The following is a 25,654-nucleotide window of genomic DNA, read 5'->3' as shown; positions in this document are numbered from 1 at the left end:
GGCGCCGATGATTCATTTTCTGGATCGCGCCGACACTCTGGGCAAAAACTTGGCTTTCTGCGCCTTGGGTACTACCGATTTGATCTTGTCATTCTGCGCTGGATCCTCGCCAAACCCGGCATGGTATTCGGTCTGACCACAGTGCACGCAGTTGTTAACGGAAAACTCAGCCGCGTCGTGTTCGATGTACGGATTAGTCATTTTTCGCTCCTTCATAAGATCGGATCGATACCGGCAAGCCGATTTGCCTGGAAAAATATCAACCTTCAAGAATTTTGAGACTAGTCGGTCATTCCTGGACCTGTGGTTCAGATTGCTTGGCGACCGACGAATGGCCTAGGTAAAAACAAGCCGACCAGCCCGTTCGCTGGAACAACGGCCTCTTTCAGCTAGCCTTACTTCCGCGTGACACACCATCACCCGCGAAGGAACGCGAACATGACAACGGCAATCACCCCGAAAAGTATTGGCTTGATACTCATGACAGTCGCGCTAACAGGCTGCGGCACGGTCAGCAGCGTGCTGCAGGACGACTCGGTGGCAGGCAACGATCTAAAAAAACGCCAAACGTACTGTGACTCGATTTCGCGGATATACAGCGGAGTGGGTTACGACTTCTGCATCATGCATGCGCCGGAGTTGCCGCAAAAAAGCTGGAAAGGCACCCCGACGGCGAGCCTGGTTGTGCTCGACATCATGCTCTCCGGCCTGACCGACACCCTGGTCCTGCCCTACACAGCCTACAAGCAACTTAAACATGGAAATATCGAAATCTACCAATCGCAAACCTCTGCTCGGTGAGGGCGCATCAGCGTAACTTCACTGCGGTACCGGTAGCGAACACCACCACCATCCCGCCCTTGCCCGCCGGCATGCTGATCTCGAACTCCAGTCCGACGACCGCGTCCGCGTTCAACGCCTGCGCACGCTCCTTGATTTCATCCGTAGCCTGAATACGCGCTTCTTTAAGCGCACGCTCCAACGTCTGCGAACGCCCACCGAAAAAATCACGCATCCCGGCGAACGTGTCACGAATCACGTTGACGCCCTGCACCGATTCGGCACTGACGATGTCGAGGTAAGCGGTGATCTGTCGGCCTTCGATAGTGTGGGTTGTGGTGGTGATCATTGAACGGCAATCCTTGTGCAGATGAAAAGTTGGCGATAGTAAGCCACTTGTTTGAAGAGCTACGCGGTTCAACGGCAGCGGTCCGCGAACTGGCGATTATTCATGCACCTCTCGATCAAGTACATCAGCCACCCATTGATTAATGCTTTTTTGCGCCAACTGCGCCTTCACAGCAACTGTCGCGTGGAGCGCCGGCGCCAAGCGCAGGCTGAGATTGCCCGAATAGGGTTTTTGAGGAGAGCGCCCGAGCTTGGCGCAGGTTTCGAGGTAATCCGTAACGGCCTCCTGGAAGGCTTTTCGCAGCTCAGCAACTGACTCGCCGTGAAACCCAACGATATCTTTGATACCTGCGATGTGGCCGACGAAAAGGCCGTCTTCATCGCTGTATTCGATTCGCGCGGCATAGCCGTTGTAATTCATTACGTTCACGGGATGACTCCTGCTTGCTCAAGGAAAGCCCGAGCGTCACGCACTTGGTAGGGCTTCGCTTCTTTGTCTGGGTGAGGCCGATTAAAGGTCGCCACCACTCCGTTCAATTCAAAACGCGCTCGGGACCCGTTGCCCTCGAGCGTCCAATACAAAGAACACCGCTACCTGATTCGGGAAAGCGATTTTTTTGTAGAACAAAGTTCACCGTCCGTATGGCACGGCTACAAGATATCGGGAGGAGTCGGGGCGATGCTGTCAGGGGAATCCGTGAGTCGTGTAAGGAAGTACGCTTATTGCTGCTGTGCAGCAGGCATGGCTTTTAGACATTCGCTTCTCAGGCTTCACACTTGCCGCACCAAGCTTCAATGCTTAGCGAAGACGCTGACTTCGCTCTGGATACGGACGGGTTTGCTTAGGTATACAACACTACCTACTAGGCCCATATCGCCCTTTTCCAGACACCAAAAACCACAAACCCCCGACTTTCTCTAGGAAAATCAGGGGTTTGTGTTTGCAGAATATGGCGGTGAAGGAGAGATTCGAAACTACCCGTTTGCGGTTTTCGGAGCATACCCCCCCGGTTTATAAGGGCTGCAGAGGAGCGAGATTTTGAAACTCAGTCCCATGCCAGTCCCATGGGTTTTGCGCACCAGGTTGCCAAACAGGGTCGCGAAGGCCATTTCGACGTTTCATGTTGACCCATGGGAAAAAGGTAATTTTGGTAATGCAGCATGAGGCCACCTCTGGAAGCCTTGAAAATCGGGCCATTGAGAGAATTCCGCAGAGGTAATAACTTGGTAAGTATGAGGTTAGAAAATTACCTTTCCTATGAGTAATCCCTGATAGCCCTCAAACCCAGTAAAATGGGGTACTTCAGAAATTATTACCCTAACTCTTACCTAAAATTACCTCTTGAGGTAATGACTGAAGGCCATGCCACACAAGGGCTGTAGCCCATTTCTATACCTCGCTTACCAAAATTACCTTTTCCCCAGCCCACGTCTGAAAAACGGTCAAGGCGACGTCCCTTTTCGACGTTTTTCACATCATGCAAATTGGTACTGATAGCTAGGAAATTCTTGGTGACGCTGTGCAATACCGGAAAACCACCGGCGAGCTAAGCAGGCTGGGCCTTACAGCCGTTTTGCAAGCGGACTTGGCGGTGCCGGATTCGCAGCTGGTGCGAACAGTTCCGAAAACAAAAACCTCCTGTGCAGTAAGTTTTCCAGGCCGTAGCCCCTACACGCCGGGCGTCTCAATCCTTTGGCCAACTCGCCGACGCTCTTTAATGCTGTGCGACGCCTCTGCACTTTTTTTCAAAACCTTGCACTACGTGCAATCGCTACAACGCCCACAGCACCCGCAGTAGGCCTGGGCAGAGCCGGTGGTTGCACCGCTCTGACCTTTGCACAAAAAAGGGACGCAAAGCCCGTCGGCGGGAGGGGGATAAGTGCTTTTTGGATTAATTTTTTTCTACCTTAGCGATTTTTTGGCCTGTATCGGATAGTACGAAAAGCGAAGATCACCTTCGACGTCAGGCGAGCCTTGCTACCTGAGCCCCTGCCACATAAACTCCTATATTTGACTCTAAGGTAGAGGAATTTTCGTGATAAGAACGATCGAAATTCAGAATTTCAAATCGATCGACAAAGTCCAAGTTGAACTTGGCCGAATCAACGTTTTCATTGGTGAAAACGGTGCTGGAAAGAGCAATTTTTTAGAAGCGATTGCGCTGGCGGGTGCAGCTAACGCCTCTAAACTTGATAACGAATTTCTAATGTCTCGCGGAATCAGGGTAACCTCCGCTCCACTAATGCGGCCACAATTCACAGGATTCTCTGATGCTGACCCGATCTTAATAAACATAAATGAAGACAACGGCAACACATCGAGCTTCACTCTCCAAAATGACAACAAACATTATTCAAACTGGACGCATGAAATTTTAAGAAACAACACAACTTCTGGTGACTACTACAAAAGCCGTATAGGCGAATTCTTATCAGAAGATAAAGCCAACTTGGAAAAGCTGAAAGACTCCGTATCTGAACTCATGGATTTCCTCACTAGTGAGGAAGTTAACAATTTACTAGCACCAACTGGAAAAAGGAAAAACACGAAAATACAAGTTCCAACATCCACACTCATCGGCACACTCATCAACAATTTCAAGTCCGAATATGACGCTCACCTAGAGGAGCTGAACAACTTTGTTATATACTCACCTGAAAACACAGCATTAAGGCTTCTTGAAAAAGAAGGTCAGCTGGAACCACTTGGGATAAATGGCGAAGGGCTAATTAAGCTATTGCTTGTTATATCCGAAGACAACGACCACGCTAAAATTTTAGAAATAAACAACTGCCTAAAAGTTCTCGGATGGTTCGAACATTTCTCAGTTAGTGATAAAACCTCAAACTCAACAGCAGTGCTAGACATTACCGACAGATATTTGAAAGTTGGAAAAGCAAAGTTAGATCATAGAAGCGCCAACGAAGGATTTATGTTTCTGCTTTTCTACTTTGCACTCTTTTCAACAGATCTCACGCCCAAAATATTTGCAATCGACAACATCGACGCATCCCTAAATCCAAAACTTTGCTCAAAATTGATACAGGAACTAAGCACTCTCGCTGCGTCTCACGACAAGCAGGCACTACTTACCACACACAACCCTGCTATCTTAGACGGACTAAACCTTGAGGATGATGAACAGCGTCTTTTCGTAATTAGCCGAAATCCTCATGGACACACCCGCATTAAGAGAATCACAAAACCTAAAGGTCAAGATCTAAAACTGTCTGAAATGTTTATGCGCGGCGTGATTGGTGGACTTCCAAAAGGATTTTGATATGCCAAGTTTTGCATTAGTCACAGAGGGAATTACAGATCAGGTAGTAATCGAGCGCATTATTTTCACGGTGATCGAAAGTACCTTAGGTGAAGAGGCTGATATTAATGTTTTGCAGCCACTCCGGGATGCCACAGACGTCGCACGGCAGGCGAGAGACAGTTTTGGCGGCTGGGAAAAAGTATTGGAGTTCTGCTCAAACAATGAAAAATTAACAGAAGCATTGGAATACAACGAATTTCTAGTAATTCAAATTGATACAGACTGCTGCGCGCACGAAAACTTTAATGTTCCGTACTTCAAAGACGGCATCGAACTTTCCGCAGAGCAACTGGCAAGCGACGTGGAAAAATTTATCGGCTCAAAATTAACTGAAGATTTTTTAGAAAAATTTGGCCACAGAGTCATATTTGCCATAGCAGTTCATTCTACCGAGTGCTGGCTTATACCGTTTTATACCGGACTTAAACGTGACAAGTCCAAATTAAAATCTTGCGAGACCCATCTAAAAAAAACCCTTGCAAAATCCGATATACGACATGAAAAAACCTTTCAGTGCTACAACTCACTGAGCAACTGCTTTAATAAAAGTCGAGATATCAACGACGCCAAGGCTTTCAGCCGCACACTAGAGATTTTTATAGATTCTCTAACTTCAAAAACCGCTCACCTTAACAATTAACCCGCCCCACCAGTCAAATAACTAACGGAATTTCAATATAGCCAGATCAATATCAACTTCGCCTCAAAGATCAAAATAAAATTTAGAACTTATCAGCCATACTTGATTAAAGCATAATAGATTTAATTTTAGAATTAATTATCCTAGCCTCCCTAGCATTAATTGAGAACGAAGGAGCGTTATTTGGCGGCGCCCCTACCGAGTGAACATGCACAGCTAAACTACCATTCATCTCCTCTACTAAAGTTATCAATTCACTCAAAACCCGCAACAAGTTTAAATCAGAAGATCCAATCCATGTCTTTGGCGCTAGCATTGTTTGACTTATTTTCACAACACTCTCACGCAAGCCCTCGATCCTCTCGTGCATATCGCCACCCACCGTGACGTTGTGCTTCTGCCCCACGACCAGATTCAGATCTCGGCCTGTAGCCTGATGCAGATCGTCAACTGCCGCCAGGCTCGCCGATCCGCCCGACATTAGCTTGAGCGCGCCCAGCGCCTCGATCGTTTTTACGCCCCCCACGGACTCGGTCGAATGGTCATCGATCGTCTGCGTGTGGCTCTGGAACTGCTCGCGGTTCTCTAGGGCTTCAACCTCGCGCTCGATCGCATGATCCCGGATCTTGCCATCGGTCTGGCGCAGCCAATTGCCCTCGGCGTCAACGCGCTGCTGGGCGGTGCAGCTGTGCTGCCACACCTGATCACCTTTCGGCACCTTGGGCATGGTCAGGCCGTGGGGCAAGATCGATTGAATATAGGGCTTGTTCGGCATCCCGTAGGCGAAGCACACCACCACCCTCGTGCCCTCCTCCGGAAAGGCGTAGATGCCCATTTCCTCGCCACCGGTGGGCAGCGGCAGAGGAACGCCAGTGAGCGGCGGCATGGCCGGATCCGGCGCGTCGTCAGGGCCGAGAACAACAATGTCCACGGCGTAGCGCGGACGGAAGTCGTCACAGATGCCGGCGTCCGCCGGCGCATCGGCCACGGCGGTAACCTGGGCGAAGCGCGGTAGGTGGTAACCACCGGTGAGTTCGGGAAACTGGCGCTCTACTGCGCGGCGAATTGCGTCTTCCATCGGATGGCCATCTGGTCATTGGCGAGCGCCACGCTGGTGACGCGCTCGCCGGTGTTGATCGTTGCACCTGGTCGCAACCCGGGAAGGGCCGCGACCATTGCGCTCTGGTTGCCTTGGTAGCCGTCGAACAGCTCCGTGGGGATTTGCAGCGGCGCCCGGACGCCAAAGAAGCTGTCGGCCCAACTGCCGGCGAACACTTCGCCATTGCCCAGCTGGTGCCAGGTGAAGTCGGGAATGCCGAACACGCGGGCCAGACTGTCCATGGCCTGGTAACCGGCGGCGAGGTTGTAGAAATACGGCGTCTTCACCCCGGCGTAAGGCCGATCCGGAACGCGGAAGCGCAGGCCGGTCTGCTCGCTGATCTCGGCCAGCACGGCGCGCAGATCAACGTGACGCAGGTTCATCGGCAGCGGGTTGGCCAGCACGGCGGCAAGCTCCCTGCAGAACAACACTTGCTCGACCGCGTTGGCGGCGGTGCAACGTTCGACGTAGCCGATAAAGTGTCGCTGCAGCGTGCCTTCGTTGTAGCCGATATCCAGCGTCACCAGACCTTTCAGCGTCACGGCGGACTGCACCGTAAAGTTCGCCCGGCCGGGGCTGGTGGCGTCCAGTCGGACGTCCTCCTTGATTAGCTCGATCGGCGCGCCGTTGATGGTCAACACCTTGTGAAGTTTCACTTCGGCTCACTCCCGCCCAGCCACTTGTCCACCCGGCCCAGCACCTTTTCAAAACCGCTCAGCTCCGGGTTGTCGCTCGATGGATCGGCGCCGCCGGTGCCGGCACCGCCCCCACCAACCGCGCTGCCCGGGGCGCCTTGGGCGTTGACCTTGTTGCCGGCACGTCGGCCTTCGACCTTTTCCGGGTTCGATTCGCGCTCGCTCAGCGTGAACTGCACAAGCCAGGCTTTCAGGTTGTCCGCCTCCCGGGCGCTGATACCGTCCGAGAACTCCACCTGGCGCACGCCGAAGGCCTCGGCCGTGTCGTTGACGATCCGGTAAAGGTGCATCTGGCCACCGCCGGCGGTGGATTCGGCCAGGCGCATCAGGTCGGTCAGTTGCACCCGATCAACAAAGGGAATCATCAGCGAGACGGTCAGCGTCTTAGGCTTGAAGCCCTTGTGCGCCGTGTCGGTGTTGCTGGTCTGCCCCGACATATCCCCGCTTTCTATGCGCAGGTTGGCCGTGACCTTGAGGTTCTTCCCCTGGACTTTCTGCCCATCGAGCAACAGCGTCATAGGCCCACCAGCTCCTGTACAAAACTCAGCCCTTGCTTGCTCCCGACCAACAACAGGCCAGCACACTGCACCCACTCATGCCCCGGGGCGTCGCCGCTCAGCAGGTCACGGCGAAGCTCGCTCGCCGTGCCCGGGCCAATTAGACGGGCGCGCATGCTGATGTCAGGATTTCCCCCGGCCAGCAGATCCTTGAGGTCGGCCAGTTGCTGATCCCGTCCCTGCTGCTGGGCGCTCTTGCGGGCGGCCAGCGCCGCCAGATCACCCAGCGGCGAACTGTCAGCCGCGTAGCCCTCCAGCACGGCCAACTGGCCGGCCATGGATTGCTTGGCAGCCTTGACCACGGTGCAGCGCTCCAAGGGCAGCGCCTGCCAGCGCGGCAGCGTGCCGGCGCCGGGGATCTCCCACTTTTCACTTTCAAGCTTGACCAGGTGCTGAGCACGGCGCTCGGCACGCACCAGGTCACCGATCGGCAGCAATGCGTTGAAGCGCGACAGACCGCTGGCCAACTGGTCCAGACGCGTGCCCAGGAACAAAATCGACAGTGCGTATTGCGGCCCGGCCGGGCGCCCGGTGTCGGTAACGTCCTCAAGCTTTTTCGCGAGGTGTTCCAGCACGTTCGGAGCCGACAGGAAGCGCTGATAGCCCTTGCCCTGGCCGATCCCGCTTTGAAACGGTGTCACGACCAGGCACGCCGGCACCTCGCCCAACTGCTCGGCAAGCGCCGCCCGCCCGGCCGCGATCGCGCTTTTCGCCGCATCACCGACCGGCCCCGGGCTGGTGCTGGCCAAACCATCCAAACCAGCCAGGCGCTGCGCGGTGCTGGCCAGCTCACCGCCGGCAAGGTTCTTGGCGGCATTGAGGCCATCCATCCACTGCGTCGCTTGCGCTGGCCAGCGTATCGTCACCGGTGCCCAGGTCATGCCGGCGGCGTCCAGATGATGGCTTTGAGTGCCTTTAGGTTTTTGTCTTTCACGGCTTTGGCCACAGCCTTACGCAGCGTCTCGGCGTGCTGTTGCGCAGCCTGGCGGAAACGCACCAGGTCATGGCTGACTTTCTGCAACTGGGCGATCGTGTGCGGCCGGAACGCCAGCACCTGGCCGGCGTCGTAACACGGGTAAGCATCGTCCATGCCCAGCAGCACCTGCCCGTTCAAGTTCACCTGGTCTTCGATCGCGCTGCTGTAGCGGTACACCTCGCCCAAGGCGCTGGAACTGAATCCGCCGGCGATATATGCCGCGCAGTCGGCACTGATCAGTTGCAGTTTTTTGTCTTGGAGCGCGGCCAACACCGCATCGATGTCGTCAACCCATTTGCCGTTCTTCCAGATCTGGTTTGGCCCGGGCTTTGTCATGGTGTAACCCGCCGGTACTGGTTCGAAACCTTCAAGTGTTCGCGGCTCGCCGGTGTCGGTGCTGTACACCACCACGCCGCCGAAGAAGTCCACCAGTTGCCACGCGACGCCATTCCACCAGGCGGCTTTGTGTTCCGGGATCACCGGCGGCGCGGTTTCTACGCAGCCGCCTGGGATCATGTAAACGCCTGGCTCCAGTGGCGATTCGTCGGCCTTTACCGCACCCACGAGGATGCCCAGGTGATTGGTCTGATAAACGAGTTTTTCAGTCATGCTCGATCTCAATATTTGATGCAGTAGAAAAGGGCCAAGTTCCTCGGCCGGGTTTCGATTCCGCCAGCAGCAGCTACGGACACGCCGTGGGTGTGCGCGCCGCCGGCGCCGATACCGACGTTGTGGGCGTGGTTACCGGCCCCATCCATCCCGATGTTGTGGGCATGCTGGCCAGCCCATGAGGTTTCGTGCGCCCCCCCGGCTTGTTGAACAGAGTTGATACCTCCGGCGCCTTGCCCAATACCGGGTGCGCTCGGGGCCGAGTGGTTGTGTGCGCCTTGAGCATCAGTCCAAGCCCGGTGGACGTGATTGCCTTGGGCATCCGTCCACGCAGTGTGAGCGTGGTCACCGACGGCTGCGGCCGAGGCCGTGTGCGCGTGGGAATGGATCATCATGTCCTGATAGCTGCCGAATGCTCGGCCAGGGTCAAGCCCGCGCCCATCGTCCCAGCCTCTTGGGAACAAGCCACGCATGTCAGGCAGGTTAAAGGTGGTCGCTCCGTCACCGGCGCCGTAGAGCGTTGCGATCCGCGCAAACAAACCAGCAAACGCGGTGCGGGAAACCGCCGCGCCGTTGCACGCCAACCAACCCGCTGGTGGGCTATTCATGCTGAACGTCGCCACCATGCCGGTCATCGAATCGCCGACTTGCTTTTGCAGTCTGTTCAACGCAGCTGTAGTGGCGAGGATATCGCTGCTGTTGGTGTTCGGATCATCACTTATGGCGTTGGGCAGATTGCCCAGATCTACGTCTTCTTTGGTCGTGGCCCGGGCGCGCAACAGTGGGTAGTCGCCGTTTCGGGCCGCAAAATATTGAATCAGTGGGCCATCTGCTGGTTCGTCGGGCCGCAGGTCGATGATGTTGATAGAAGATTGGTAATCAGCAATCGCCACGCAGTAATGCCGGCCACCAGCAGAGTCGGTGTAGTCGGCTTGTTCGCCGTAAACCACTTTCCATTTGGCTACCCGATCATTCAGTTGGCGCTCAAGGCACACGTCAAGCCAGATCCGACCGTAAGGAATGACACCAGTGACGACGAACGGTTGAGGTAGATCTATTCGGATACCCTCGATGAACGCTAGGCCAGAGCGGATCTGGAACGCGCTGCCAATCTTTTCGAACATCAACGAGCCAGCGAAAAAGCACGCCCGCCCGTACAGCTTGCGCGTGCTTAGGCGGTGGCGCTCATCAATGCCCGCCAGTCGCACCGTGAAGTCGTGTTGCCAGGTGCTGGCGTCGATCTTCACACCGGTCAGCTGCATGGCACCGTCAAAGGCCACCAGAAAGTTGCGGGTGACGTTGTTGCCGATTTGCAGGGGCGGGATGTTCTTGCGCTTCTGTTGCAGCGGCACGTAAGACACGGCGAACAAAATCCCGTCGGCGTCCTCGAGCGCGACGTAATTGAAATCCCAGTCGCCAATGTCCGAACCTAGTTGAGCGCTGTACACCACTTGGTTGGGATTCACGAATCCTCGATTTTCCTCGGGGATGTCGTAGACCTGGACGATCTGCCCCGCCGGCGGCTTGCCGGCAGCGCGATCCACTGGCGCTTCGGTATTCAAACCGGGCACGTTGGCAAAGATGAATTTGCTGATGATCAGCGGCTTTTTCTGACTATGTTTCAGGGCAATCTGGCTTTCGCCGGCCAAGGTGATACTGGCGCTCACGGTGCGCTCCTACAGGCTGGCAACCAGCGTTTGCTGGTCGTCGTTGAAGTCGATCAGGGCGATTTGCAGCCCCACGGGGGTGATGGTCACGAAGTCATAGCGCCGGCAGGTGCGGCCGTATTGCTGGATCAGTACGCGCAACAGTTCCGGGTTCAGCGACAGCTGGGCGTTGCTGAATTTGAGCAGCACCACGTCCCAATCCCGATCGGGCTGACGCTCCTCGATCTCGACGTAACCCACGCCCAGACGCTCGAAAATGCGCTTCATGCCAGCGGTGCTGCCGGCGTCCACAGAGTTGATGAAGGCGTGCTTTACGCGCAGGCGGAATAACGTCTCAGGCTCGCCCTGAAAGCGCGTCACGTCGCGCTGCCAGGCCCACAGCTCAAGAATGCTCATGTGACAGGTGTCGGGATCGATCTGCGAATAGGGCCAGCGCAGCCAGCCGGTGACGGTTTCCCACCACGCTTGTGCAGCCGCGACCAGTTTTGAAAGTTCGGTACCGCCCAACCAGAACGGCAGTTTGAGTTTGTTCATTGCACGCTCACTTTCACGGCGGACAGGCGCGGAATGTTCAGGCCGCTGACGATGTCCAGCCCAGGCGTAAACCGCAGCGAGGCGATATCGGCAAACTGCTGGTGCAGCTCTTCGGCCAGGCGGCTGAAGCTGAATCGGGATTGTGGATAAGTCAGGGTCGGTTGAAAGTCGCGGGGCGTGCTTTCACGAAACGCCGCGCGGATGAACAGTTCGACTTCGCTTTTCAGCGTCTCGATCTGCTCCGCGCTCAGATTCGGCTGCGGCCACAAGGACATTTCCACGCTGACCGGCACTTGCGGCATGACCATGGCCAACAGATCATCGCCGTGGCCATGGTTGCCCAGGTCGCGGATATGAGCGTTGATTTGCTCCAGGTAAGTCGCCGCCGGCACACCCGCATCAAACAGCACAAAAGCGTTGGCACTGCCCGGCCCACGCGGTGCGCCGTGTTCGAAATACACGCCGTCCGGACGCACGCCGGGGAAGGCTGAAATCATGGCGCGATACACCGCGTCGGTGTGCCACTGGTTCACGGCCGAGAACTGATTGCGCACGCGCAGGCGCAACTGGTCGTTCGGTTCCGGATCTGCCCCGGGCGACTCCAGCCAACTGTCCTTGTTCACCACCTGGACGATGCCCGGGATCGGCGCCGGCAAGATCGCGTAGTAACCAGGGGCCAGATTAAAACCGCTGCCGGCCTCGATCGCCTCCACCGGAACGTCCACCTGCAGTTGGCCCTGCAGGAAGGTTGCCGGCGCCGTGGTGACCAACTGATAGACGTTGCCGTTGATCGCGGCCGACTGCACGACGATGCCTTTTTCCAGCTCCATCACGCCGTCCGGAGTCGCCCGGGTGAACAGCAATTTACCCTTGGCTTTGGTCGCGCCCTTGCGCTCGACGTTGACTGCCCATGCGAGCGTGTCCAGCCAGGCGTCCACCGCCGTTTTCACAAAGAAGTTCGGCAGCACGGTCATGCATAAGAAGTCGAGCAGCCACAGTACCGGCTTGGTCACCAGCGCCGTCATCACTCGCCAGAACGGGGAATAGCTGCTGGTGTTGGCGACCTTGGCGCCTTGGGCCTCAACCTCCTTTTCCCACGCGGCCTTCAATCGCGCCTCGGTGGTTGGAATCCCGGCATCGGCGATCACTTGTTTAAAATCGACGCTCACAGACTTACCTCGATCGATCCGAATTTCAGGGTTTTGGCGGTGACCAGGTACACGCCTGGTTCCTGTTGAGTGATGCGGGCGGTACCGGGCACCAGACGCACGTCGTCCTCCACCAGCAGCTCCAATTGCTGAATGCAATCGCGTTGCTTCAATCGATCGCGCTCAGCGACCAGAACGACCAGCAGTCCGCTGTCGCGGATCATGTGGGCGATGTCCTGGGCGATGCAGGCGCGGTCATCGATGAGCCGAGGCTGATGCGACGGATCCAGCGCCAGGTCGTTGTCGACGATCAACAGATCTACGTAATCGCTCACCCGCCTATCCCCATCGCAACCATGTTTTCCATCTCCAGCGGCGACATCGGTTTGTTGGTGTGAATCTCCACCTTCTCCACATGCGTGCCCTTGTTCTGGCTGCTGTTGGTGTTCTGAATGCTGGTCAGCAAGCCACCCGCCGGCACCGCTGTAGGCCGCGCAGGGGAAAGGCTAGGGATTGCCGAGTTGATGGTTTGCTGGGCTTTCTGCGCGGCGGTGGCCGTGTCGGAAGCGTTGGTCGCTGCATCGACGCCCGGAATCTCGGGCATACCGCCGAACCGCGCTTCGATGTTCACGCCCGGGATGCTGTTCAGCAGCTCGATCACGCCGTTCACAGCTTTGGTAAAGATGCCAACGATGCTGTCCCACGCAGCCTTGGCCATCCCCGACCAGCCGCCCATGGAGTTGAACCAGTCGGCCAGTTGCTGGAATTTGTCCGCGACGAATTGAAACGCGGCCGTGTTCATCAGGGCGCTCGTCCATTCGTCCCAGTAGTAGACCGCCGCGACAATGACGGCCACCAAGGCGAGAACACCAACCACGATCCACACCATCGGGTTGGCCAGCAGCGCAGCGTTGACCACCCAGATCGCGCCTTGCCACAGCAGCATGGCGCCGCGCACCAGGGCGAGGCCTGCGCTCAGTGTGTAGATCACCGCCATGTAAGCGAGGATCGCCACCTTCTGCAGAACGAAACCGGCGACGGTGCGCAGGTTGAGCAGTTGCACGACCTTCCAGACCGTGACTAAACCCAGCCAGCTCATCCGTGCAATACCCACCACCATCGTCAGCAACGACAATGCACCGACAATGACCATGATCGTCAACGCGGTGATGCCGATCACGCGGGTGATGTTGGGGAACAGCTGCGACCAACGCACCAGCGTTTTGCCGATGTCGACCATCTTGTTCATGAATGGCGTCAGCACCGGAATCAGCACCTGGCCGAACACCACACGCATGACCTCGACGAGGGACGCCCATTGCTGCCATGGATCAACCATCTCCTTTGCCATTTGCTCGGCGTTTTCCAGCCCACGCACGTTGCCCAGTTGCTCGATGCCGTTGCGCAGCCGGTCGGTATCCTTGGCCAGCGCTCCGATCACCTGGGCACCTTCGCCGCCGAAAGCCTCCATCAGCTTGGCCCCGGCCGACGCGCTAGTGAGGTCGCCGAACTTGCCCTGTAGCTTGTCCAGAATGGTCATCATCGGCAGGACTTTGCCCTGCTGATCGGTGAACTGCATGCCGAGCTTTTCCGAGGCAGCGCCGATGTTTTCGAAAAACGCCTTGTAGCGTCCGCCGGCATCGCCACCTTCCATGGTGCTGCTCAGGGTGCCGATCACCGCCATCTGTTCGGCCAGATCCACGCCGGAGGTCGTAGCGATCGCGCCGGCTTCCTTGAATGCGTCCTTCATCGCGGCGCCGCTGGTGCGGAACAACTGCACCGCCAGTGCGGTTTGCCCGCCAAGCTTTTCAACCCAAGCGCCTTTCCCCATCGCATCGGCTTGGGACTTCTGAAGGTTGTAGAGCGTGCCGACGTATTCACCCATGGTTTCTGCGTCGGATTTCGTGGCCTTGGCCAGCAGGTTGCTGGTGTTGGTAAAGGTCGCCAACTGGTTGCCGGCAAGCCCCTTGATAGCCCCCTCGATCAAATACGCCGAGGCCACAAAGTCCTTGGCGTTCTCGCCGTAGTTCACCGCGAACTCCAGCGACTTGGAATTGAGCGCAGACAATGCATCCTCGGCCACGCCCAGCGATCGAACATCGCCCAGGGAACGATTGACCTCCAGCGCCGGTTCCATGGATTCGGTGATGGCGACGACCGACGCCGTCAAACCAGCCATGCCCAGGCCGATCGTCTTGATGTGCTGCTCGCTCTGATCGGCAAGGTCGGAAAACCCCGCTTTCACCTTGCCCAGGGGCGCGGTGACCTTGTCGGTAAGGCTCAGAATGAAAGCCAGGCTGGCGCTTTGGTCTGCCAAAGTCGTTATCCGTTCAGCGCGAGGGCGATGCCGTTAGCCACGGCAAACTCCATGCGTTTCCAGTGTTCGTCCTCCAGCCACTTGGCCGTTCCCATCGCCTCGGGCGTGGGTTCGGCACCAGGTAGCCAGTGGTTCGTCAGGGCCACCAACTGGCCCAGTCCGTTTTCGCTTAGGCGCTCAGCGTGGCCGAGCGCTTTTTTACAAGCACCTCAACCTTCGGGCCGTACTCTTCCAGCAGCGCACCGGCGAGCTGCATCACCATCACCGGGTTGGCCAGCAACGGTTTCAGGGTGGCTTTTTCTTCCTGCTTTACGGTGTTCATCAACAGGTTGTTGCCCGGCGCGACCTTGTTGGTCTGGGTCAGGGCGTTGAAGTACTTGGTGACGTCGGCCGGGGTCAGGGTGAAAGTGAATTCGTGTTCGCCGACTTCCAGGGTGATATCGGTGTTTTGTTCGCTCATGGGGTAAATCTCTTGTTGAGGTTTAAAAAAGTGGTGCTCTGTTTCGCCGGCGATTGCCGGCACACGCTGAGCGCGTATTGCTGCAATCCGAGAATCATTTGCCGGCTGAGGGCGAGCTGATCCCGGAGGGTGAAATAATCCGGTCGAGCGTCTGCTGCGAGTTCGGCGCGTCCTGCATCAGCCACGCGGGCGGCGCCGGCGGTGGCAGGCACAGATCCGGTGGCGGGACAGGCGGCGCGGACGAGCAGCCGCTGATTGCCATCGTCAACAGCGAGGCGCAGACGGTCATTTTCAGTACGTACATGGGTCAATTCCGTGGTGTTTCGTTGGTCGATCGCGTCCCGCTCTGCGAGCATTTCGCCGCTGATGCGTGCCGCTTCACGCAGGCCGTTCACTTCCCATTGGGCGATATCACGCTCGCGCCGCGCGGTGTCGCGCTGGTCTTCTAATGTGGCGAAACCGACCCAGACGACCAGGCAAAGCACGATCAGGAATAACCCTTCGCGCAGCATCACAGCCCCTCCGCGCACAGCCGGGATTCGCCCAGCCGACGGTTGTGCAGCCCTTGAACAAAACGCTTGCGGCCCTTGGCATCGGTGACAAAAGCCCACACCGGCGTCTTGCCGTCAGGCGCCCAGGCCAACGCCTTGCAGCCGTCAGCGATCCGGCCGGCGTTGATCAAGCCCACCGCCCGACTGGCACAGGTGCTGGGCACGCCTACGTTGTGTGCGTGGCTGCTCAGAGCATCGAACGTGTTCTGGCCTACCTGTTGATTGGTGATGCAGTCAGCAAGCTGCAGCTGCGTTTTGCGGATCACCAGTTGCTCCACCTCGGCGCACCGATCGGGCGACCAGTAATCACCGACCACGACCGGAAACGGGCTGGTGTGTCGAGTGATGCCTTTGCACACGGAGGGCAGGCCACCGGCCAACTTGTCGGCATACACCGTGTTCTGGCCGTTGCCTTCCCAGGTGCCCAAAAAGATCACCAGCGGAGCGCTGGCCAGCGCAATAACGCCGGCTTGGATCTTGCCGCGCAGGCTCATGGAAACCACACCCGTAGCAGCGCCGGCACAACCATCTGCAGCACGGCGCCGACCAGCGTCAGGATGGTCAGCAAGCGGCCTACTTTCGTGCCAATGTCGTTTACCGCCACGGTCAGCGTCTGCTGGCCTGCGTTGAGTTCCGACAACTGGCCGGCCATGTGCTCAAACCCCTGCTCCAGCTTGGACACACGGGTCGGGACGGTTTCGTGTCGATCTGCCAGCTCGTCCAGCCGGTGTTCAAACACGGCGAATCGCTGCTCCAGCGCTCCAAGGCGTGCGGCTTCAGTGGTCATCGACACTTACTCTGCTCATGGTCGGTCTGGCACGGGACGCACCGCGTCATGCCGCCCAGCGCCTGGCGCGCCGGTGGAATCTCTTTGTCGCAGTCCTGGCAATGGGTCAGGCTTGGCCCGACCGGCACAGGCTTCAGCAGCTGGGCCTTGATCGCCTGGTCACGTTGGCGTTGCTCCAGCTCCTGGGCGCGGTCGAACCAGTCCACCATTACCGAAGCCCCTCGATCTCAGAAGCGTCGAGGTACGGAACGCCGTTGATGTGGACAAAGTCCGGACTGGTGACGTCGAACGGCACTTTATGCTTGGTTTTCTCGCCACCCTTCGGATCGATCCCCAACAGGCTGGAGATTTTCACCTTGCAGCCGAACGCCTCCACGCGCAGTTCCTCGTCTTCGCCGGCCTTGGCGAAGAACACCGCATCAAACGGTTTCAGTGCGCGGAAGCTGCCCGCCGATCGCGCCGCGTCGATCAGCAAATTGAAGTTGGTGGTATCCAATTCGAATTCGCCGGCAGCAGAGACGTCGCCGTCCACGGTGCCATCCGGCACACCCCGGGTCTGGGCCACTGCCGAGTTGTCGGTGATGTCCAGGGTGCAGCTTTCGACGTGCAGCGCGATATCGCCCAGGCTCACGTCGAAGTTCTTGCCGCCAATCTTTGCCATGGGGCGTTACTCCGCTTTGTCAGTGGAAAGATCCAGGGCGATGTTCGCCGTGAGGTCTTTCGGGCAGTTCAGGGGTTTGAGCTTGATGTAGGCCGCGACCTTGGTTTTGCTCAGCCATTCCAGTACCAGGTCGCCGTCTTTCGGTGGCTCGATGTCGCCGGGGAACACTTCGCCGTTGAACTTGACGGACTTGGACATGGCACGCAGCGGCGCCATGAGTTGGTTGGTATTCACAGCCATGCTGTTGGGGGTGTTGTTCAACCGGCGATCGGCCACGCGGCGGATCAGCAACGGGCGGATCTGGCGAGCGGCCTTGTCGGTGATGCGCAGATATTCCACGACCTGAAAGTCACTGCCGGGGGTGTCCAGCATGTTGCCGTCACCCCAGTACACGCCCGGGTAATCGGGATAGGTCTGCGACACAGAGAAACGCGCTCGATCCAGCTCACTGCGTACGGCCGACGGCAGCGGCACTTTTTCGCCATCCATTGGCACGGGGCCAAGGCCCAGCACCGGGCCGGTGGCTACACGCATCGGACTGTCCGCGATGCTCACGGAAGAATGCGCCAGGCGCCCGGCGAGAACGCCGAGGTCATTGCCGTGCAGTTGCGGTACCGGCAAGACACGCGGTGCGGCCAGATCCGCCACCAGTGCCTTTCGCTCGCTCACGTACTGCGCCCAGGTCTGCTCGGCCGTGATGCCGGCAACGGATGCCATGACAAAGACGCGGCGCCCGTATTTGTTGTTGAGGGCGATTGCTGCATCGTGCATGGCCGACAGCTCGGCGGCCGTGGTGACAGGCTTGGTAATCACCACAGCCTCCACGGAAAAGCCCTGTTGCTGGGCTTTTTCCAGCGCCGTTTCCCAATCGCCCTCGGCGCCGATCGGCGCGGCGACACAGGCCCAGCGCTGGCCACCGTTCAAGCGGGCGGCGGTGATTTGGGTTTTCAGATCGCTGGCCGGAACGCCCAAAGTAGCGTCCAGATCGCTGTCGGTGTTCAGCGCGATGAACTGGCCGACGTTCTTGCCGGCCGGGCCGATGAAAAGAAAGTAACGCTCAATCTCAGTCACGGCACCCTGGCCCAGATTGAGATTGTCGACGGTGACTTGACCGAGTGCCATGCAGTGCCTCGTTAGCGGGGTGAAGTTAGGATTTGTTGAAAGACCTGGTTAACCAGCTCGCGGGTTTCATTACCGGTGGCCACGCCGAGGAACTGACGTTTGGGCAGGGTGATGTCCCAGCTTTGCGCGCCGGACGTCTCGGTTTTTTCGTTGTTCAAAATGCGGATCAGCAGCCCGGCCTTGGCGTAATTCACATGCTGCTGAATCCACGCGACTGACGGCCGTGTCGGCTTTTTCTTGCCCTTCTGCCGGACGCTGAATCCGAGCTTCCGCAGGCGTTTGGCCTGTTTGTCAGTGCAAGCAATGCCCGGTGGCACGGTGTTCCAGCGGCGCATTTGCGCGGCGGTACGTCGCTCGGTGGCGCCGTTGTGTTGCTGCGTGGCAACCCAGCGAGTGAGCGCGTTTTTCCAGCCCAATTCGGCTTCGTCCGCACTGACCCGCGTGACCACCAGCAGCTTGGCCAGCCCGGCTTCCATCTTTTTCTTGCCCTTGGCTGAACCCTTGCGCTCGGCGAACGGCGTACCGTCCAGGTTCTGCTGATCGCGCTGGCGTTTGCGGCTCATCGAGCGCACCCGCTTGGTCACGTTGTTCAGCAGACGCCGGCGCAGTTTGGGCGGCAGCTCAAGCAAGGCCAGTTGGGCGTCGACGTTGAGCAAGCCTCGGACATCGAGGTCGCACGGATTAGCGCTCACCTGTGGCTACCTCGCCACGATCGGCAATCCACAGGTCAAACGGGATGAAGGCCCAACGTTTGCCGAAGGCTTCGATCTCCCCGGCCGGGTCTTCAGACAGGTACTGCGGCTCGACAAATTCCAGCGTGATTTCCACGTCGAACAGGTCGGTGTCCAATGGATCTACCGCGAATTCCGGCGTCGGCAGTTCGTACCGGTCGCGGTCGGTGTCGTGGTTTTCCAGCCAACTGCCGACCAGGGCCATCAGCCGCGCAGGATGGTCGGCGAAGCGCTCCAGAATGATCGCGGCGCGATAGTGCATGTCGGCAAAGTGCATGCCATCCACGTCGGGCTTCCAGACCAGCACAAGCTTCACTTGCTCGGTGAAACTGTCGAGCTGCTCCGGCTCCACCAGGCGCCGTTCGCGCAGGTACGCGGTCAGACCTTGCAGCTTGTTCATAGCAGCGCCGCCGTGATGCGGCCACGGCCCTGCAGCATTCGTACGGCCGACTGGCTGTACGCCAAGAACGTTTCCTTGAGTTCAGGTGCTTCCTTCGCGGTGTTCTCGGCGCTTTCGCGTCGGGTTACGGATGCGAACTGAGGCAACGCGCTGGCCTTGGCGCGGCAGTACACGGCGCGCTTATACAACTTGGCCTTCCACAAACCTTGCGAAAGTAGCAGCGGATCCGCCGCTTCGACGTTGGTGATGCCCGAGGCTTCCCAGCGTTGTTTCCGCTCGGTCAGGTCGGTGTTGACCTCGGCCATTGCGATCATCAGAGCGTCGGTCAGCAGATCGCCCAGGAACTCCGCCGGCAGGCGGTAGCCCTTCTGAAACTCGGACACGGAGAGGTTCGGCCAAAAGCCGTCGTTCTCGATTGTCTGTTCCACAAAGTTGGTGGGATTCCCGGAAAAGCTCATTGCTGACAGCTCAAATAGGGCGGGAAGCCTGTTTTCAGTGGGACGGTCCATAAATGGGCGGCTCACTTCCACAGGTTCCCGCTGGGGGGGGTAGTCGGTTATTCGGCGCCGGTGACGACGGGTGTTTGTTTGGCCAAAGCCTTGCGGCATTTCGCAATGCGGGTTTCGTTACCGGCCTTCGCGTAAAGCTCAGTGGAACGTTCCAGATGCTTGAGCGCGGTTTCCCACTGCTCGGCCTCCATCGCACGCATGCCGATCAACTTGTGGTACTTGGACGGGATCTGTTCAGTGAGCTGCCATTCACCATCGACACGCGGCAACAGGTTGCTCAGGTACGGCTCCGGACTGCGGCCGGCGTTGTACTCCGCGTAGGCCCAGTCGATCACCGCGTCCGCGACGAAGGTCTGCACGTCACGGCGCTTGAAACGCTCCGGCATCTCTTGGCCTTGCTCGATCGCAAAGTCCGCCAGTTCCAGCCCGTCTTCGAACTGCTCGGTGTCAAACAGCCAGACCATCACCTGCACCAAAACGCGGTTCGGCATCACCAGGCCCGATTCCATGTAGCGCTGAATGAAGTCCTGGTATTTGGGCAGCAGTTCTTCGCGCTTAAGTGCCTGGCGCCCGGCCAAGCCCTTGATTGCGCTCAAGCGTTCAAGATCCTGATCCAGAGATGCTTCCTGCAGCAGCAGATGCTTTTTGGCGTTGGCCGGACTGCTCAGGGCTTCCGCCGGCGAATACGCCAGCGGTGCCGCTGCAGCAGCGATCACTGCAGCGGATCCATCCGCCAAAGTGCGGCGCTTGTGGGCTAGAGCCAGACTCACTTCACCAGCTCCACGTTCTCGGTCATCGCGATCTTCTCCAACTGCTCGATCACATAGCCCTCGTTGCGGCTGTTGTAATCCTCGACGCGGGAGCGTTTCGGGTTGTCCACGGTTTGCTTGCGCCAGCTGGAGTCCTGGAAGTAAATCGACAGGTTGTCCCAGCTGGTAACCAGCACGCCATTGACCGGGAAGAACGGCACGCTGAAGCTCGGCAGACCACCGTAAGTGGCGATCACCTGTGCATCTTCAATGCGCTCTTTTTCGGTCGGAACATCGCCCTGTTTGGCGTACAACTTCGCTTTGTCAGCGGCCAACAGATCGGTGCCGATGATCGCGATCAGGTCGCCGCCATCGCGCAGACGCTCGTCCACCATCTGCTTGGTGTCATGCACCAAGGCATCGAGGTTGGCGTAGTCGCCGTCCGGCCCCAAGGTCACCTTGCCGGCGACTTTGCCTTCCTTCAGCACCTGCTGCGGGGCTTGCTCGCGCAGTTGCTGCAACCAGCCTTTGTTCACGTCCTGCAACATCGGGTAAGCAGCGATATCAGTCTGCGCAGCCGCTTTCAAACCGTGGAAACCGACCATGATGCGATCGAGGGCGATCTGTTTTTGCACAGCGGCCGAGTAGCGCTGATGGAAGTCCGGAAACTTAGCCCAGGCGTCGATTTTTGCGTACGGCAACCCCACGTCGGATTCGGTCGACGAGAGTTCGTAGGTGGTGTTGTTCAGCTCCGAAGCGTCTTTCGCTTCACGGTCGGTGGTCTTGGTGTTGGTGCGACCCGTGACAGGGCCGGACACGCCGATGAACACCTTCTCGCCCTTGATTTCGCTTACGCCAATGACGTTGATGCGCGAAAGGAAGTCCGACTTGGCGGTGATTGCGTCGTTCAGTTCCTGGGTGATGGACGGCTCGACGCTGAACATCTTGCTGGACAGCTCGACACCGTAAGTTTCGGCCATGGCCAGTTGCATGGCTGCATACATCTTGGCGCCGTAGGCGCTCAGGGAACGGGCCATGTCAGAGTACCCGCGCTTTGGCTTTATCGGCGGCGCCGGTGGAACGCGGCAGCTGACGACCAGTGGAAGTGTTCTGCAGCGTGGTGAACTGCTGCTGCAGACTCGTCAGAGCTGCCAGCACAGCCTTGTTCGAAGCGCCGCCAGTACGCTTGAACTCGCGTTCTTCTTCGGCAGTAGTGACGATGTCATCGACCGCCGCGGTTACGTCATCAATTGGGGCCTGATCGGGTTCCGGTGCATCTTCGGCGGCAGGCTCGATCACGGCCTGAATGCCGGCGGCGACGACCAGCAGCTGCGCCAGCAGGGCTTTCAAGGCCGTTGCGGTAGCTTCATCCATTGGGGTTTTGCTCTCGGTTGGGGTTTGCGGAGTGGTTTCGGTGGACGATTCGTCAATGCCGAAACGCTTGAACAAGCGGGTGAACATGCCGGCAAGGCGCCCGATCTCGCCCTGCGCTTCGGTTTCGCGCAGGGGGCCGAGTTCTTGCGAGGCGGCGTAGTACGCATCGCGGCTGGTGCGACTGGAGAAGTAGAGTTCTTGCGTGCCGACGCTGGCGGGTTCGTCGGTGACCGCGATACCGGTCATGTAGGCTTTGCCACGGCCCCGGAAATTCGGCTTGATCTCGATGCTGGTGAACAATTTTTCGCCGGCGTCGTTCAGGCGCAGCAACTTGTCGTTTGGCTTCAGTTGGGCTTCAAGGGCGACTTGGCCAGGCTCCAGATCGTCGCCCTCCTCGACCAGGCGCACAGCAAAAACCGTCCCGTGAGATCCAAACCAGCGTTCGTGTTCGCACCAGATAACAGCGGTGTACAACGTGGGTGCGTACGTTTCGGCGATGTCGCGCAGTTCCTGGGGAAGGATCTCGCGGCCATCGACGGTCGGGCCGCTGGTGGCAACACGTTTCCAGTAGGAGACAAGGGAACGGGGCATGAGAGTAACTGCGCTCAATCGTTGAATGAGCCGCCACGATAGGGAGCCGTCCCCCCCCAAACAAACGGTTGAATTCCGCCCTTCTCCTATTTCTGCGATATAGGTGGATCGCAGAATTTAACCCCGCGTTTCCGGGGTTTTCGCCGCATAGACTGCGGCCCATGAACTACCCGACCGAAGTCAAAGAAGCCGCAAAACGCCTCTACCTGCGCCGTTGTTCGGTGAAGGAAATCCAGGCGCATTTGAAGCTGCCCAATATCCGAATCGTCTACTACTGGATCCGCCAAGGATGCTGGGACGAGATGCTGACGGACGAAGAACCACTGACCGCCGTCAGCCGGCGGATCACGTTGATCCTTGAGAAAACCGACACGCTGACGAAGGGGGAACTCGACGAGCTGGAACGCCTCACCACCCTGCGCGAACGCCTGATCAAGCAATCGAACAAACCGACGCCGACAGCGCCGCCAGACAGCTCGGACGAACCACGCGAACGCCCCTCCGGACAGCGTCGCGATCGGGCTGAGGGCGGCGGCAAGAAGCGGGAAAAGAAGGCGAAGAACGACATCAGTGGCCTGACCGAAGTGGACTTCCTGGATAAGTTCATCTCCAAGATGTACGGCTACCAGAAAGAGCTGTTCGCGGCGAAGCAAAACCCGCTGACGCGCCGCGTCCGGAACATCCTCAAAAGCCGACAGGTTGGTCTGACGTACTACTTCGCCGGCGAAGCATTCATGGACGCCGTACTGAGTGGCGATAACCAGGTATTCCTGTCCGCCAGCCGATCGCAGTCCGAGATCTTCCGCAGCTACATCATCCAGTTCGCCCAGCAGTGGTTCGGCATCGAGCTGACGGGCAATCCCATCACACTCAGCAACGGCGCCGAACTGCGTTTTCTCAGCACCAACAGCAGCACCGCCCAGGGCTATCACGGTCACGTCTACGTCGACGAGTATTTCTGGATTCGCGACTTCGACAAGCTGAGCACCGTGGCCAGCGCCATGGGCACGCACAAGAAATGGCGAAAAACCTATTTCTCGACGCCCAGCGCGGTTTCGCACCAGGCGTACCCGTTCTGGTCGGGAGAGGAATTTCGCAACAGTAAGCGCGGCAAGAAGGCCGGCGGCGTGTGGCCGAGCGAAACGGCTTACACGCAGGGCGCACTGTGTCCGGACGGACAATGGCGCAAGACGATCACCCTGGACGATGCAATCGCTGGCGGCTGCGACCTGTTCGATCTGGAGCAGCTGCAGCTGGAGTACGACGAGGACAAGTTTCAGCAGCTGTTCTATTGCAAGTTCATCGACAGCACCCAGAGCGCGTTCAGCCTCAAGGATCTGGAGCGCTGCTATTCCGACCAATCGTTCTGGGAGGACTACAACCCAGATCTGGATCGGCCGTTCGGCAACAGTCCGGTCTGGCTGGGGTACGACCCGAGCCGCACCCGCGACGACGCAACCTGCGTGGTCATCGCGCCACCGCTCGAACCCGGGGCGAAGTTCCGGATCCTGGAAAAACACAGCTGGCGGGGCCACTCGTTCACCTACCAGGCTTCCCAAGTCAAGAAACTGACCGAGCGCTTCAACGTCCAGCACATCGGTATCGATGTCACCGGCGTGGGTTACGGGGTATTCGACATCGTGCGCGACTTCTACGCCAAGGCGACACCGATTCACTACAGCCTTGAGGCGAAAAACGCCCTGGTGCTCAAAGCCCAGGACACGATCCAAGGCAGTCGCATCGAGTGGGACGCCGGCTGGACGGATATCGCGCAGGCGTTCCTGACCATCAAGCGCGGATCCACCAACAGTGGCCAGATCACCTACAGCGCTTCGCGCACCGATGCCACCGGCCACGCCGACATTGCCTGGGCGATCATGCACGCCTTGGCCAACGAACCTTTGAACACCAACAAGCGGCGCCGCAGCCGCTACGTCACGAGTAACCAGAGCAGCCATGGCCAACCGCAAACGCAGAAAGCAGCACACAGTCCAATCACCGCAACAGCCGATGCGCTCATTCACGTTCGGGGAGCCGGAACAGGTGCTGTCCGGCAACATCGGCGAGTACGTGGGAGTGTTCCCCAGCGACGACGGCAAGATCTACAAGCCGCCAGTGTCGCGGGCAGGGCTGGCCAAGCTGCTGCGCGCCAACGCTCACCACGGCGCCATTCCCAAGTTCAAGCGCAACCTGTTGCTGCGTGAGTTCATCGCCTCGGCTGGCTGCAGCACAGAGACGATGGGCCGCGCCGGGCTGGACTACATGGTCTTTGGCGAATCGTACTTCTACAACGACACCAACGCGTTCGGCCAGGTGCTAGAGCTGCAGCACCTCCCGGCGATCAACATGCGGGTCAAGGTCGGGGGCGGCTTCGTCATGCTGCTGCCCGACAACAAGGAAATGGAGTTCGAACAGCATGAAATCTCCCATGTCCTGGACTACGACGTGGAACAGAACATCTACGGGATCCCGGATTATCTCGGCGGCCTGCAAGCGCTGCTGCTCAATGAAGCCGCCACCCTATTCCGACGCCGGTACTACAGCAACGGCGCCCACGCGGGCTACATCTTCTACACCAATGACCCCGACCTGACCGAAGAGGACGAAGACGAACTGCGCGCACAGATCAGCGCCAGCAAGGGTGTGGGTAACTTCCGCTCGATGTTCGTCAACATTCCCAACGGCAAGGAAAACGCGATCCAGATCATCCCGGTGGGTGATTTCCAAGCCAAAGACGAGCTGGAGAAGGTGAAAAACATCACCCGAAATGACGTCATCGCCGCCTGGCGAATGAACCCGGCGCTGGCAGGCATCATTCCGGAAAACACCGGCGGTTTCGGCGACATCGAAAAGATCGATCGGGTGTACACCAGCAACGAGATTCGGCCGATATGTCAGCTGTTCAGCCAGCTGAATACCGTACTTCGCGAGGACAGGCGCTTTAGCTGGAGAGCCGAACCAGAACCAGTGGATACCACTGCATAGGGTGCTTTTCAAAAGAGAATACCACTGCATGTTGTGGCAAA

The 25,654-nt window shown here is 58.3% G+C and carries 33 protein-coding genes; 5 read left to right on the top strand and 28 right to left on the bottom strand.

The features are described from left to right. Positions 1-12: 12 nt before the first annotated feature. A complete protein-coding gene (locus tag ACP7BN_RS15350; RefSeq protein WP_426205100.1) occupies positions 13-201 on the bottom strand; it encodes a hypothetical protein in 189 nt (62 codons plus the stop codon). 237 nt (positions 202-438) lie between these two features. Between ACP7BN_RS15350 and ACP7BN_RS15345 the strand changes: the two genes are divergently transcribed. Then, complete coding sequence (locus ACP7BN_RS15345; RefSeq protein WP_426205099.1) at positions 439-801, top strand: YceK/YidQ family lipoprotein; 363 nt, start codon at positions 439-441, stop codon at positions 799-801. A 7-nt stretch (positions 802-808) separates the two neighbouring features. On the opposite strand, the gene ACP7BN_RS15340 is transcribed toward ACP7BN_RS15345, so the two are convergent. The 3 genes from ACP7BN_RS15340 to ACP7BN_RS15330 all read right to left on the bottom strand — a co-directional run bounded on the left by ACP7BN_RS15340 (position 809) and on the right by ACP7BN_RS15330 (position 1,710). Continuing rightward, the gene (locus tag ACP7BN_RS15340) at positions 809-1,129 is read right to left on the bottom strand and encodes a YbjQ family protein (protein WP_420650446.1); all 321 of its coding nucleotides are present in this window, start codon (positions 1,127-1,129) and stop codon (positions 809-811) included. A gap of 96 nt (positions 1,130-1,225) precedes the next feature. Continuing rightward, entirely contained in the window at positions 1,226-1,558 is a 333-nt protein-coding gene (locus tag ACP7BN_RS15335; protein WP_426205098.1) for a type II toxin-antitoxin system HicB family antitoxin, read from the bottom strand. Further along, positions 1,555-1,710, bottom strand: coding sequence for a type II toxin-antitoxin system HicA family toxin (locus ACP7BN_RS15330; RefSeq protein ID WP_426205097.1), 156 nt, complete (start codon positions 1,708-1,710; stop codon positions 1,555-1,557). Before ACP7BN_RS15330 ends, ACP7BN_RS15335 begins: the two co-directional genes overlap by 4 nt. Before the next feature lie 1,454 nt (positions 1,711-3,164). Here ACP7BN_RS15330 and ACP7BN_RS15325 point away from each other — a divergent pair. Then, positions 3,165-4,409 carry an AAA family ATPase gene (locus tag ACP7BN_RS15325; protein ID WP_426205096.1) on the top strand — a complete coding sequence of 415 codons (1,245 nt, stop codon included), beginning with the start codon at positions 3,165-3,167 and terminating at the stop codon, positions 4,407-4,409. Between the two features lies 1 nt (position 4,410). Beyond that, positions 4,411-5,091 carry a hypothetical protein gene (locus ACP7BN_RS15320; protein ID WP_426205095.1) on the top strand — a complete coding sequence of 227 codons (681 nt, stop codon included), beginning with the start codon at positions 4,411-4,413 and terminating at the stop codon, positions 5,089-5,091. 106 nt (positions 5,092-5,197) lie between these two features. On the opposite strand, the gene ACP7BN_RS15315 is transcribed toward ACP7BN_RS15320, so the two are convergent. The 24 genes from ACP7BN_RS15315 to ACP7BN_RS15200 form a co-directional block, all read right to left on the bottom strand. Then, a complete protein-coding gene (locus ACP7BN_RS15315; RefSeq protein WP_426205094.1) occupies positions 5,198-6,169 on the bottom strand; it encodes a hypothetical protein in 972 nt (323 codons plus the stop codon). After that, positions 6,142-6,846: a hypothetical protein gene (locus tag ACP7BN_RS15310; RefSeq protein ID WP_426205093.1), complete on the bottom strand. Its 705-nt coding sequence runs from the start codon at positions 6,844-6,846 to the stop codon at positions 6,142-6,144. Before ACP7BN_RS15310 ends, ACP7BN_RS15315 begins: the two co-directional genes overlap by 28 nt. Continuing rightward, positions 6,843-7,403, bottom strand: coding sequence for a DNA-binding protein (locus ACP7BN_RS15305; protein ID WP_426205092.1), 561 nt, complete (start codon positions 7,401-7,403; stop codon positions 6,843-6,845). Before ACP7BN_RS15305 ends, ACP7BN_RS15310 begins: the two co-directional genes overlap by 4 nt. Then, positions 7,400-8,323, bottom strand: a complete 924-nt coding sequence (locus tag ACP7BN_RS15300) for a hypothetical protein (RefSeq protein ID WP_426205091.1) — start codon at positions 8,321-8,323, stop codon at positions 7,400-7,402. The genes ACP7BN_RS15305 and ACP7BN_RS15300 overlap by 4 nt, the downstream gene beginning before the upstream one ends. Then, positions 8,320-9,027: a hypothetical protein gene (locus ACP7BN_RS15295; protein ID WP_426205090.1), complete on the bottom strand. Its 708-nt coding sequence runs from the start codon at positions 9,025-9,027 to the stop codon at positions 8,320-8,322. Before ACP7BN_RS15295 ends, ACP7BN_RS15300 begins: the two co-directional genes overlap by 4 nt. Before the next feature lie 8 nt (positions 9,028-9,035). Further along, on the bottom strand, positions 9,036-10,694 hold the full coding sequence (locus tag ACP7BN_RS15290) for a phage tail protein (protein ID WP_426205089.1): 1,659 nt from the start codon (positions 10,692-10,694) through the stop codon (positions 9,036-9,038). A 9-nt stretch (positions 10,695-10,703) separates the two neighbouring features. Beyond that, complete coding sequence (locus tag ACP7BN_RS15285; RefSeq protein ID WP_426205088.1) at positions 10,704-11,228, bottom strand: phage tail protein; 525 nt, start codon at positions 11,226-11,228, stop codon at positions 10,704-10,706. Then, entirely contained in the window at positions 11,225-12,397 is a 1,173-nt protein-coding gene (locus tag ACP7BN_RS15280) for a baseplate J/gp47 family protein (protein WP_426205087.1), read from the bottom strand. The genes ACP7BN_RS15285 and ACP7BN_RS15280 overlap by 4 nt, the downstream gene beginning before the upstream one ends. After that, complete coding sequence (locus tag ACP7BN_RS15275; RefSeq protein WP_426205086.1) at positions 12,394-12,711, bottom strand: DUF2590 family protein; 318 nt, start codon at positions 12,709-12,711, stop codon at positions 12,394-12,396. Before ACP7BN_RS15275 ends, ACP7BN_RS15280 begins: the two co-directional genes overlap by 4 nt. After that, positions 12,708-14,693, bottom strand: coding sequence for a phage tail tape measure protein (locus ACP7BN_RS15270; RefSeq protein ID WP_426205085.1), 1,986 nt, complete (start codon positions 14,691-14,693; stop codon positions 12,708-12,710). The genes ACP7BN_RS15275 and ACP7BN_RS15270 overlap by 4 nt, the downstream gene beginning before the upstream one ends. A 5-nt stretch (positions 14,694-14,698) precedes the next feature. Continuing rightward, positions 14,699-14,839, bottom strand: a complete 141-nt coding sequence (locus ACP7BN_RS15265; RefSeq protein ID WP_426205084.1) for a DUF6890 family protein — start codon at positions 14,837-14,839, stop codon at positions 14,699-14,701. Positions 14,840-14,862: 23 nt separating this feature from the next. Next, a complete protein-coding gene (locus ACP7BN_RS15260) occupies positions 14,863-15,153 on the bottom strand; it encodes a putative phage tail assembly chaperone (RefSeq protein ID WP_426205083.1) in 291 nt (96 codons plus the stop codon). Next, positions 15,150-15,665: a lysis system i-spanin subunit Rz gene (locus ACP7BN_RS15255; protein ID WP_426205202.1), complete on the bottom strand. Its 516-nt coding sequence runs from the start codon at positions 15,663-15,665 to the stop codon at positions 15,150-15,152. Before ACP7BN_RS15255 ends, ACP7BN_RS15260 begins: the two co-directional genes overlap by 4 nt. After that, positions 15,665-16,198, bottom strand: a complete 534-nt coding sequence (locus ACP7BN_RS15250) for a lysozyme (RefSeq protein ID WP_426205082.1) — start codon at positions 16,196-16,198, stop codon at positions 15,665-15,667. Before ACP7BN_RS15250 ends, ACP7BN_RS15255 begins: the two co-directional genes overlap by 1 nt. Further along, entirely contained in the window at positions 16,195-16,491 is a 297-nt protein-coding gene (locus ACP7BN_RS15245) for a hypothetical protein (protein WP_426205201.1), read from the bottom strand. The genes ACP7BN_RS15250 and ACP7BN_RS15245 overlap by 4 nt, the downstream gene beginning before the upstream one ends. Beyond that, the gene (locus ACP7BN_RS15240; protein ID WP_426205081.1) at positions 16,488-16,700 is read right to left on the bottom strand and encodes a TraR/DksA family transcriptional regulator; all 213 of its coding nucleotides are present in this window, start codon (positions 16,698-16,700) and stop codon (positions 16,488-16,490) included. The genes ACP7BN_RS15245 and ACP7BN_RS15240 overlap by 4 nt, the downstream gene beginning before the upstream one ends. After that, positions 16,700-17,152, bottom strand: a complete 453-nt coding sequence (locus ACP7BN_RS15235) for a phage protein (RefSeq protein WP_426205080.1) — start codon at positions 17,150-17,152, stop codon at positions 16,700-16,702. Before ACP7BN_RS15235 ends, ACP7BN_RS15240 begins: the two co-directional genes overlap by 1 nt. A gap of 6 nt (positions 17,153-17,158) precedes the next feature. Beyond that, a complete protein-coding gene (locus ACP7BN_RS15230; protein ID WP_426205079.1) occupies positions 17,159-18,274 on the bottom strand; it encodes a DUF2586 domain-containing protein in 1,116 nt (371 codons plus the stop codon). 11 nt (positions 18,275-18,285) lie between these two features. Continuing rightward, positions 18,286-18,966, bottom strand: coding sequence for a virion morphogenesis protein (locus tag ACP7BN_RS15225; protein WP_426205078.1), 681 nt, complete (start codon positions 18,964-18,966; stop codon positions 18,286-18,288). Further along, positions 18,956-19,405, bottom strand: coding sequence for a phage tail protein (locus ACP7BN_RS15220; protein WP_426205077.1), 450 nt, complete (start codon positions 19,403-19,405; stop codon positions 18,956-18,958). The genes ACP7BN_RS15225 and ACP7BN_RS15220 overlap by 11 nt, the downstream gene beginning before the upstream one ends. Next, positions 19,402-19,863 carry a head completion/stabilization protein gene (locus ACP7BN_RS15215; protein ID WP_426205200.1) on the bottom strand — a complete coding sequence of 154 codons (462 nt, stop codon included), beginning with the start codon at positions 19,861-19,863 and terminating at the stop codon, positions 19,402-19,404. The genes ACP7BN_RS15220 and ACP7BN_RS15215 overlap by 4 nt, the downstream gene beginning before the upstream one ends. Before the next feature lie 98 nt (positions 19,864-19,961). After that, the gene (gpM, locus tag ACP7BN_RS15210) at positions 19,962-20,684 is read right to left on the bottom strand and encodes a phage terminase small subunit (protein WP_426205076.1); all 723 of its coding nucleotides are present in this window, start codon (positions 20,682-20,684) and stop codon (positions 19,962-19,964) included. Then, complete coding sequence (locus ACP7BN_RS15205; protein WP_426205075.1) at positions 20,681-21,700, bottom strand: phage major capsid protein, P2 family; 1,020 nt, start codon at positions 21,698-21,700, stop codon at positions 20,681-20,683. Before ACP7BN_RS15205 ends, gpM begins: the two co-directional genes overlap by 4 nt. Before the next feature lies 1 nt (position 21,701). Next, positions 21,702-22,628: a GPO family capsid scaffolding protein gene (locus tag ACP7BN_RS15200; protein WP_426205074.1), complete on the bottom strand. Its 927-nt coding sequence runs from the start codon at positions 22,626-22,628 to the stop codon at positions 21,702-21,704. A gap of 161 nt (positions 22,629-22,789) precedes the next feature. Between ACP7BN_RS15200 and ACP7BN_RS15195 the strand changes: the two genes are divergently transcribed. Both ACP7BN_RS15195 and ACP7BN_RS15190 read left to right on the top strand, forming a co-directional pair. After that, positions 22,790-24,832 carry a terminase large subunit domain-containing protein gene (locus tag ACP7BN_RS15195; protein WP_426205073.1) on the top strand — a complete coding sequence of 681 codons (2,043 nt, stop codon included), beginning with the start codon at positions 22,790-22,792 and terminating at the stop codon, positions 24,830-24,832. Continuing rightward, the gene (locus ACP7BN_RS15190; protein WP_426205199.1) at positions 24,744-25,613 is read left to right on the top strand and encodes a phage portal protein; all 870 of its coding nucleotides are present in this window, start codon (positions 24,744-24,746) and stop codon (positions 25,611-25,613) included. The genes ACP7BN_RS15195 and ACP7BN_RS15190 overlap by 89 nt, the downstream gene beginning before the upstream one ends. The last annotated feature ends 41 nt before the right edge of the window (positions 25,614-25,654 follow it).

It is taken from the genome of Pseudomonas sp. TWP3-1, from assembly GCF_049896625.1.
In the GTDB taxonomy this organism is placed as follows: Bacteria; Pseudomonadota; Gammaproteobacteria; order Pseudomonadales; family Pseudomonadaceae; genus Aquipseudomonas.
The sequence above is the reverse complement of the archived record's forward strand: the minus strand, read 5'-3'. Positions and strand labels throughout refer to the sequence as shown.